At 38.4% G+C, this 10,700-nt stretch carries 5 protein-coding genes and 1 tRNA gene; 1 reads left to right on the top strand and 5 read right to left on the bottom strand.

Features of this window, described 5'->3' with window-relative positions; genetic code table 11:
• Positions 1-40: 40 nt before the first annotated feature.
• From HMPREF1534_RS20295 to HMPREF1534_RS12460, 5 genes are all read right to left on the bottom strand, one after another.
• Positions 41-343 carry a hypothetical protein gene (locus HMPREF1534_RS20295; protein ID WP_005938745.1) on the bottom strand — a complete coding sequence of 101 codons (303 nt, stop codon included), beginning with the start codon at positions 341-343 and terminating at the stop codon, positions 41-43.
• 158 nt (positions 344-501) lie between these two features.
• Positions 502-575, bottom strand: a tRNA-Arg gene (locus tag HMPREF1534_RS12445).
• Between the two features lie 82 nt (positions 576-657).
• Positions 658-2,961: a patatin-like phospholipase family protein gene (locus HMPREF1534_RS12450; RefSeq protein ID WP_025066897.1), complete on the bottom strand. Its 2,304-nt coding sequence runs from the start codon at positions 2,959-2,961 to the stop codon at positions 658-660.
• A 142-nt stretch (positions 2,962-3,103) separates the two neighbouring features.
• Positions 3,104-5,149, bottom strand: a complete 2,046-nt coding sequence (htpG, locus tag HMPREF1534_RS12455; protein WP_005938740.1) for a molecular chaperone HtpG — start codon at positions 5,147-5,149, stop codon at positions 3,104-3,106.
• Between the two features lie 115 nt (positions 5,150-5,264).
• Positions 5,265-7,790, bottom strand: a complete 2,526-nt coding sequence (locus HMPREF1534_RS12460) for an ATP-dependent Clp protease ATP-binding subunit (RefSeq protein WP_005938737.1) — start codon at positions 7,788-7,790, stop codon at positions 5,265-5,267.
• Positions 7,791-8,106: 316 nt separating this feature from the next.
• Between HMPREF1534_RS12460 and gyrA the strand changes: the two genes are divergently transcribed.
• The gene (gene gyrA / locus HMPREF1534_RS12465; protein WP_005938733.1) at positions 8,107-10,662 is read left to right on the top strand and encodes a DNA gyrase subunit A; all 2,556 of its coding nucleotides are present in this window, start codon (positions 8,107-8,109) and stop codon (positions 10,660-10,662) included.
• Positions 10,663-10,700: the final 38 nt, after the last annotated feature.

Genomic DNA, 10,700 nt, shown 5'->3' with positions numbered 1-10,700 from the left:
AACATCTCCAGTGGAGTGGCAGGGGGTTGAAGGTTCTGTTTCATGCCACAAAGATAGTGTTTTTAACTAATTCCCCCAAGTTTTCAAACTGAGCCAGATTATTACAGTCTGCGGCAGTGGACCGTATAGTCCACTGTAGCAGACTGTACGGTCCACTGCAACGAATCATACAGTCCGCTGCCGGAGACTGTAGTAATTCGACGGACAGGCAGGCATAATCTAAAGGACGAAAACGCTTGGTCCGACTAACGAAACGACGTAGGGAGCTTAAAACAATCTCGAAGAATGGGGGTATCCGCAATTTAATACAGTCATCAAGATATTTTTGAAGTTTCTGTTTCATGTGCCAAAGATAGGGTTTTTAACTAATTCCCCCAAGAATTACAACTGAGCCACTAATTCCCCCAAGTTTTCAAACTGAGCCAATATGCTCGGCAGATTTTTATAGGAATGAATAAAAAAAAGAAGGTTCATCGTATAGTACGACATACCTTCTTTTTGTGACCGCGACAGGATTCAAACCTGTAACCGGCTGATCCGTAGTCAGCTACTCTATTCAGTTGAGCTACGCGGCCATTGTTCTTTCGTTTTAACGGGTGCAAAGATACGGACTTTTTTCGAATCTGCAAGTGTTTTAGCAATTCTTTTTTCAAAAAATTATTCGATGAAACGGGAGTTAAATAGCTGCCAACCTAGTGTGAGTCCTACATTCCAGTCGTTATTCGGTGAGCTATAATGATTTACGTATGCACTGATAGAACCGAAAGATAATTGGAATACAAGAGAGATTTCTCCTAGATATTCGAATTTTGTGAAGGCTTTACCATAATATGCTTTTCCGTATTCATCTTTTTTAATAGGAAAGATGGGAATGAAACCATAGAATTCTCCTCGTAGCTGGATAGAATTTCCTAATTGATAGATAGGAATAGCCCCGATTCCGGTATATTGATTGGCGCGGAATGCCTCATTGTAGGTCACTTTGCTATGGGCGGTGGGGGCAAATTCGCCCGCTTCCATTAAAGTTGCGGTATAATTATTTGAAAAATTTCGTGAAGAGTAATAGGCTTCCAAATAAGCTCCTAGTGTAAACTTAGGGCTTATTTTGTGATATGTTTCATTTTCATAAGATACCTGCAACCATGATTGTATCTTTTTATATTGGTTTTCTACAGGAGCTTGCGGATTGCCAGCTTTAAACTTTTCCCTGCCTGTGAATATTTGTGCTGCCATTTTTTCTCTGCTTCCCTGAGTGGCAAATTGTCGTGCGTTCAAGGTGCTTCCTTCCAAGACTATGGAGCCTCCAAGGATGTCGTAAGTGCTACGATCATGCTTTGCCTGACTGAAATCAATGATATTGGTTTGGAAATAGCGATCTTGAATGCGTGCGATTCCTATCCCAAATTCGGCTTTTTTTCGGCTGAGGAAGGGAAGTGCTGCTTTTATTTTCACGAATTCCTCTTTCTTTTTATTAAAAGCCGGATTGTCGTTGTTGGAGAATAACTTTTCTTCTTTATAATAGTCAAAGGTGGAGATGGAGGCCATGAAACGGTATGAAGTAGGTATTCGGGTTGGGAAATCGATGCGTGCTGCCAGTTGGAGGTTATTATAAATTCTGCCAAGTTGTCCGTCGAATGTAAATTCTTTAGAGTAATAGTTCAGGTTTTGGTAAGATGCACCAAAATAAACTTGGTTGGCTCCACTGGAAGAGACATTTCCACCAACTCGGGCGGAGAGATTGGCTTCCATCTTGACTTGTAAGTTCAAATCGTAAGTTCCGTCCTCCTTATTATAAACAGCGTGGGGAATAATTTCAGAGATTATATTATCTGATAACAAGCGAAAATATCCTTGTTTTACATCTTCTATTGTAAATGTCTCGTAATTATTTTCGTGGAATTCTTTGCGGATATATTGTTTCTGCCGTTCATTAGCGCCTGTGATATTGACTTTTTTGAATCGAAGTTCGGGTAAATTACTTTTATATGCCAAGCGCCGGGCTTCTATTTGGGCAGGATTCACTCTTCGATGGATTCGGCTTTTTATAGAGTCCATCATTTCCAATGTGCGTTTATAACCGATATCATGTAGTTCGTCGAAACGGTTGAAATCCATCAGGTTGACATTGTCGTATTTGAATGTTAATAGAATCCCTAAAGAATCGGGTAGCGTATAATCCGTCTTTTGCATGATCATATTTTCCAATTGTCCCATGATGTCTCCTTCTTTGGGTTTTCCAGGGTTGGTAGAAACGGTACTTCCTATTATAATATCAGGATGGAAATCGTCTTTCATCACATTTACCGGGAAATTATTGTATATTCCTCCATCATAAGCAAGTATTGAATCTATTTCAATCGGTTTGAACATGGCCGGAAAGCTCATGGAAGCACGGACAGCATCTCCTAAATCACCATCTTTCAATATCATGGCGCGTTTATTGTAAACGTCGGATGCAATGCAGCGGAAAGGAATAAACAAACTATCAAAGTTTTCTTTGCATGCCGCGGTGGATTGGGCAAAAAGTTGCAGAAATACGATATTCATTTGGATGGGATCTACAATACTGTTGGGCAGAAAATGGGGCTTTACACTTTTAAGGGAGTCCTTTAATGAAATACGAATGTTGATAAACTCCGGAGTCGGCGGATTTTTCTTGAAATAGTAGATATATTTTTCTTCAACATCTCCCGAATACCAGCGTTTAAAGTCATCTGATTTGAGTAGTTGTTCCATTTCATCAGGAGAATACCCCATAGCGTAAAGTGAGCCGACAATGGCACCCATAGAAGTACCGGTAATATAATCTATGGGGATTTCATTTTCTTCCAGTGCACGGATAATACCAATGTGAGTCAGTCCTTTAGCGCCGCCACCACTCAATACAAGTCCTACTTTTTGTGCTTCCATTTGCAAAGGAATTAATATTAGGAGTAGGAGTATATATATGCGTTGTTTCATGGATTTTCTATATTTTCCCAAATATAGAAATAAATCTTTATATATATTCGTTTTGGAAATAAAAAAGAGAAAGGGTATCAAAAGCAATTGTGTAGTTTTGCTGTTGATACCCTCTCTTTAGTTATGAGAAAAGCTCATAAAATCAGATTAATTCGATGCTTCGTTTTACAAAGTTGGTTAAAGCTTCTCCTTTTAACATATTGTTTTGTAATAATGCAAGATCGATTAATTGGTGGATTATCTTATTTCCATTGGCGTACTCACCTAAGACAGCCTGTTTCTTGGTGGTTTCATCCGATATTTTCTTTTCGATATCATTTAATTCATCTTTCTCTGCTTGCGGGATGTCTTCTGTTTTTTTGCCTTCTTGAGCCTTTTGGAGTTCCTTACGTCGGTTGTTTAAATTTGCCATTTCGCTTTCGATAGGTTCAAGTGCTGCTTTGCACGAGTTGTCGGCATCTGTCAATACTTGTTTGACGAGTTTGTGATCGGCATTCAAAACAAGGTTATACATATTTGGCATTTCTCCATAAAAACTCATACCGGCCTGAATATTAGCCATTTCTTTCATACGCCGCATATATTCGCTTTGTGTAATCATTATCGGTGCACCGTTTTCTCCTAACGCTTGTGTTTCGACATTGAATTCCACTTTCTTTATCTGAGGCAACTGACTGCGGAAGACGGAAGAAAGAATCTCGCGTTGATTGGATTCCAAGTTAGCTTCTTTATGCTCCTCTTTGGCAATCAAACGATCAATGATATCACTATCCACACGAGTGAAGCGACTCTTTTCAAATTTTTGTTCGAGCATGCTTATCATGGCTACATCCAGTTGACCATCCATCAGTAATATATTGTATCCTCTGTTTTTGGCAGCGTCAATGTAACTGTATTGTTCGTCCATGTTGTTGGAATACAGGTAAATCAGATTTCCATCTTTATCTGTTTGGTTATCTTTGATTAAACTCTGATATTCTTCATAAGTATAATATTTTCCGTCTGTATCTTTCAATAAAGCAAATTTATTGGCTTTTTCATAGAAATCTTCTTGAGTCAACATGCCATAATTGATGAAAATCTTCAAGTCATCCCATTTTTCTTCAAATTCTTTACGGTTATTTTTGAAGATGGCTTGTAAACGATCTGAAACTTTCTTTGAAATATAGGTAGAAATCTTCTTTACGTTCGAGTCGCTTTGCAGATAAGAACGTGATACGTTTAACGGGATGTCCGGTGAATCAATTACGCCGTGTAAAAGAGTTAGAAAGTCAGGTACAATGCCTTCTACTGAATCTGTTACATATACTTGGTTGCAATATAACTGAATTTTGTTACGTTGCAATTCAATATTGCTCTTGATTTTCGGAAAGTAAAGAATACCTGTTAAATTGAACGGGTAGTCTACATTCAAATGAATCCAGAACAAAGGCTCGTCTGCCATCGGGTAGAGTTCCTGATAGAATTTTTTATAGTCCTCGTCTTTCAGCTCCACCGGTTTACGAGTCCAAAGAGGATAAGTTTCATTAATAATATTATCTTCGTTTGTCTCTACTTGTTTACCGTCTTTCCATTCTTTCTTTTTTCCAAAAGCTACAGGAATGGGGAGGAAACGGCAATATTTAGTAAGTAAAGCAGATATACGTGCTTCTTCTAAGAATTCTTTGCAATCATCGTCTATGTATAAGATAATGTCTGAACCACGGTCTGCTTTTTCCACGTCTTCTATCGTAAACTCAGGGCTTCCATCGCAAGTCCATTTCACGGCTTGAGCATCTTCGCGATAAGACTTGGTGATGATTTCCACTTTTTTTGCCACCATAAATGCGGAGTAGAAACCTAGTCCGAAGTGACCGATAATGGCATTGGCGTCATCTTTGTATTTTTCAAGAAAATCATTGGCGCCAGAAAAAGCAATTTGATTAATATACTTTTCTATTTCTTCAGCAGTTAATCCGATACCACGATCGGAGATAGTGATAGTATCTGCATTTAAACTTACTTTGACAGTGAGGTCGCCCATTTCTCCTTTAAACTCCCCTTTGGAGGCAAGAGTCTTGAGCTTTTGGGTAGCATCTACTGCATTAGATACCAATTCACGAAGAAATATTTCATGGTCACTATATAAGAACTTTTTAATGATGGGGAAAATATTCTCGGTAGTTACCCCAATGTTTCCTTTTTGCATATTATTAATGTTTTAAGTTATTGTTATTTGTAATTGTAAGCTTTGGTGCAAAAAAAATGCCAGATACACAGGTATCTGACATTTTGGCGGTTATTTTTGGATAACTTTTAGTCCTTTACTTTTCTACAGTCATACTGATGGCATCTTCTTCTTTATTGTATGACACTTTAATAGTATCTCCGGGCTGTAATTCTGCACCAAGAATTATTTCTGACAATCCGTCTTCCAAATAGTTTTGAATAGCACGTTTCAACGGACGTGCACCGAATTGTATATCATAACCTTTTGATGCGACAAATCGCTTTGCTTCGTCATCTATAATCATCTTATAGCCAATGTTTTCAATCCGCTGGTGAAGTCCTTTAAGCTCAATGTCGATAATCTTCACCAATGCTTCCATATCCAATTGGTCGAAATTAATAATTTCGTCTAGGCGGTTAATGAATTCAGGGGCAAAGGCTTTGTTTAAAGCCTTTGTAATGACTCCTTTAGCATATTCTTTATCCTCACGTGCCTGTGTAGTGAAGCCTATTCCTTTGCCGAATTCTTTTAGTTGGCGGGTTCCTATATTAGAGGTCATGATAACTACCGTATTCTTGAAGTCTACGGTTCTGCCATAACTGTCAGTCAGTCGGCCTTCGTCCATTACTTGCAACAAAATATTGAATACATCGGGGTGGGCCTTTTCTATCTCATCCAATAAAACGATAGAATAGGGTTTGCGTCTTACTTTTTCAGTTAGTTGACCTCCTTCTTCATAGCCTACGTATCCCGGAGGTGCTCCTACGAGCCGTGAAACTGTAAACTTCTCCATATATTCACTCATATCAATGCGAATCAGTGCATCAGTGGAGCCAAACATCAGTTTTGACAATTCTTTGGCTAAATGAGTTTTACCGACTCCTGTAGGTCCTAAAAACATAAATGTACCAATAGGCTTATTGGGGTCTTTTAACCCTACGCGACTGCGCTGGATAGCTTTTACTAATGTATTAATCGCTTTATCCTGACCTACTACTTTAGTTAGTAGTTCATCTTTCATGCTTAATAACTTCACGCCTTCAGTCTGTGCCATTTTTTGTACGGGAATTCCCGAAATCATAGAAACTACGTCAGCAATCTGCTCTTCGTCCACAGTTTCGCGATTTTCTTTTAAGGCCTTTTCCCATTTTTCTTTCAGTATATCCAATTGTGCTGCATATTCTTTTTCTTTGTCGCGGTAGCTGGCGGCAAGCTCGAAGTTCTGCAGTTTGACAGCCTCATTTTTAAGGGATTTCATTTCATCTATCAACTTTTCCTGCTCTTCGATTTCCTTAGGGGCGCTTATATTTATGAGGTGTACGCGCGAGCCTGCTTCATCTAAAGCATCAATAGCTTTATCCGGGAAATTTCGATCGGTTATATAGCGTTCTGTCAGTTTTACACAAGCTTCCAATGCGGCATCGGTATAGTTTACATTATGGTGATCCTCATATTTTTCTTTGATGTTTTGCAGAATTTGGATTGTTTCTTCGGGTGTAGTAGGCTCTACTATGACTTTTTGGAAACGGCGCTCCAAAGCTCCATCTTTTTCAATATTCTGACGATATTCGTCTAGTGTGGTAGCACCAATGCATTGAATTTCACCTCTAGCTAATGCCGGCTTTAACATGTTGGCGGCATCCATAGAACCTGCAGCAGAACCTGCACCGACGATGGTATGTATTTCATCAATGAAAAGAATAATATTGGGATTTTTCTTTAATTCATTCAAGATAGAACGAATACGTTCTTCAAATTGTCCTCGATATTTTGTACCTGCTACAACAGCCGTCATATCAAGTGCAATCACACGTTTGTCAAACAAGATGCGTGAAACTTTTTTCTCTACAATTCGAAGTGCAAGTCCCTCTACAATAGCAGATTTACCTACACCTGGCTCACCAATGAGGATAGGATTGTTTTTTTTGCGGCGGCTTAGAATCTGAGCTAATCGCTCAATTTCCTTAATTCGCCCCACTACAGGGTCTAATTTACCTTCTTCGGCGGCACGTGTCATATCTGTACCGAAATTATCGAGTACAGGTGTATCATTAGTAGGTTTCTTTTGGGTAGAGCGTGTCTGTTGGGTAGCTCCAGATTGGCTATTTCCTGTCGAAGGCTGATTTTGGATTTCATCCTCTTCTTCATCTTCATCTTCGCTGAACCCAAGCCCTGCGTGAATATCTGGCTGAAGAGTAAGTTGTTCGATTATTTTATCATATGTCACATTGCTGCTTTCTAGTAAATGGAAAGCAGAGTTATTCTTAACTTTCATGATTGCCAATAGAATATGTTCTGAATCAGCGAGTGAATTCTTAAGTAATTTTGCTTCCAAAATACAAAGCTTTAATACTTTGGATGCAGATTCGTTAAAGTTGATATTAGCATCGTAAATGGCATCGCTTTCTGAATCTCTTTTCAGGATATTCTCTAATTGGTATTTTATATCTTGTAAATTAATATTTAAGTTTAGTAGAATCTCGATAGCCTTTCCTTCACCTTCACGTATCAGTCCCAACAGCAAGTGTTCGGGACCGATATAGCTGTTTCGGAGTCTATTTGCCTCTTCTTTGCTATAAGTAATGATGTCGGACACTCTTTGTGTAAATTGATTATTCATAAAATTATTATCCTCCTTAAAAAGTATAATGTTTATTCTTTAAATGCAAAGATACGCATAAAAATGATGCGTACCGTTATTTTTCTTTTTATTTAATATTATACCTGCAAAATGTGTGCCACATTATATTTTATGCTCTTCGAAAAGAGGAATATTATGTATTATGCTATTTTTTGTCTAAAGACATGTAAGTACATGGCAAAATATGTCATTTGGCTCAACTTTTTTTCGGGTTTGTTTTCGTATGTCGTATAAAAGCCGTACCTTAGCGTGGTTTTTGATAGACCCTGAAATGTATAATTAATATTTGTTTTAAATGCAAGAACAAGACAGAATTATAAAGATTAACATCGAAGAGGAAATGAAGTCGTCGTACATTGATTATTCTATGTCGGTAATCGTGGCACGCGCCCTCCCTGATGTACGAGATGGTTTGAAACCCGTTCACAGACGTATACTTTACGGAATGATGGAACTGGGGAACACCTCGGATAAAGCTTATAAGAAATCAGCAAGAATAGTAGGTGAAGTTTTAGGAAAGTATCACCCTCACGGTGATTCATCTGTATATGGCGCTCTCGTTAGAATGGCTCAAGATTGGGCAATGAGATATCCGTTGGTTGATGGTCAGGGTAACTTTGGTTCAGTGGACGGTGATAGTGCAGCTGCTATGCGTTATACTGAAGCAAGATTGAAAAAAGTAGGTGAGGAAATGATGCAGGACTTGTATAAAGAAACTGTTGATTTTCAAAATAACTTTGATGATACATTGCAAGAGCCTACTGTTATGCCGACTCGAATCCCGAATTTATTGGTAAACGGAGCGTCTGGTATTGCGGTAGGTATGGCAACTAATATGCCGACTCATAATCTTTCGGAAGTGATAGATGCTTGTATCGCCTATATTGATAATAATGATATTGATATTGAGGGATTAATGCAATATGTAAAGGCCCCGGATTTTCCTACAGGGGGTTATATATATGGCATAAGTGGTGTGCGTGATGCTTATGAAACAGGTCGCGGACGAGTAGTGATGCGTGCAAAGGCTGAAATAGAAACACATACTTCGCATGATAAGATTATCGTAAATGAGATTCCTTATAACGTAAATAAAAAAGAGCTGATTGAAAATATCGCTTCATTGGTCAATGAAAAGAAAATTGATGGTATCTCATATGTAAATGATGAGTCTGACCGTGAAGGTATGCGTATTGTTATTGATGTTAAGCGTGATGCTAATGCCAGTGTCGTGCTTAATAAGCTATTTAAGATGACAGCTCTGCAGACTTCTTTTGGCGTGAACAACATCGCATTGGTGCATGGACGTCCCCAAATGCTCAATCTAAAAGATTTGATTAAATATTTTGTGGAGCATCGTCATGACGTTGTGATTAGACGTACTCAATATGATTTACGCAAAGCCCAAGAACGTGCTCATATTTTGGAAGGTCTTATTATTGCATCGGACAATATTGATGAGGTGATTCGTATTATTCGTGCTGCCAAAACTCCAAATGATGCAATAGCTAATTTGATGGAACGTTTTAGCTTAAGTGAAATTCAGTCACGTGCTATTGTTGAGATGCGCTTGCGCCAACTTACCGGTCTGATGCAAGACCAACTTCATGCAGAATATGAAGAAGTTATGAAACAGATCGCTTACTATGAAGAAATTCTTTCTAATGATGAACTTTGTAAAAAAGTAATCAAAGATGAATTACTCGAAGTAAAAGCTAAATATGGTGATGTGCGTCGTTCGGAAATCGTTTATTCTTCAGAAGAGTTCAATCCGGAAGATTTTTACGCAGATGACCAAATGGTTATTACTATTTCACATATGGGATACATCAAGCGTACACCGTTATCTGAATTCCGTGCTCAAAATAGAGGAGGAGTAGGTTCTAAAGGAAGTGAAACACGTGATGAAGACTTTGTAGAGCATATTTACCCGGCTACGATGCATAATACGATGATGTTCTTTACTCAAAAAGGTAAATGCTATTGGCTGAAAGTGTATGAAATACCGGAAGGAACAAAGAATGCTAAAGGACGTGCTATCCAGAACTTGTTGAATATTGATTCAGATGATGTAGTAACGGCATATCTTCGTGTGAAGAGTTTAAATGATACCGAATTTATTAATAGCCACTATGTCTTGTTTTGTACAAAGAATGGTGTAATTAAGAAAACATTGCTTGAACAATATTCACGTCCTCGACAAAATGGTGTGAATGCGATTACTATTCGTGAAGATGATAAAGTTATTGAAGTACGCATGACAAATGGTAATAATGAGATTATCATTGCTAACCGTAATGGTCGTGCCATTCGTTTCCACGAAAGTGCGGTTCGCGTAATGGGACGTACCGCAACCGGAGTTCGCGGTATGACTTTAGACGAAGATGGAAGCGATGAAGTAATCGGAATGATATGCATAAAAGATCCTGAAACAGAATCTATTATGGTTGTGTCGGAACAAGGTTACGGTAAGCGTTCGGATATAGAAGACTATCGTAAGACCAATCGTGGTGGTAAAGGTGTCAAGACATTGAATATTACTGATAAGACAGGTAAATTGGTTGCTATAAAATCGGTTACGGATGAAAATGATTTGATGATTATCAATAAATCGGGTATCACAATTCGTTTGAAGGTAGCTGATGTGCGCATTATGGGACGTGCTACTCAGGGAGTTCGTTTGATAAATCTTGAAAAGCGTAACGATCAAATCGGCTCTGTATGTAAAGTAACATCAGAATCGGAAGAAGAAATGGCCAACGAGGATGAAAATCTATTAGATACCGAAGCTCCAATTAATGGAGGAGATATTCAAGGTGAATCCTTTGCCGAAGAGAATAGCGAAGAATAAAAGAGAACATAAAAGATTGTATTATTAAATCCACAAAA

Source organism: Phocaeicola massiliensis B84634 = Timone 84634 = DSM 17679 = JCM 13223, from assembly GCF_000382445.1.
GTDB classification, from domain to species: Bacteria; Bacteroidota; Bacteroidia; order Bacteroidales; family Bacteroidaceae; genus Phocaeicola; species Phocaeicola massiliensis.
This window is presented reverse-complemented; position numbering and strand designations above follow the sequence as displayed.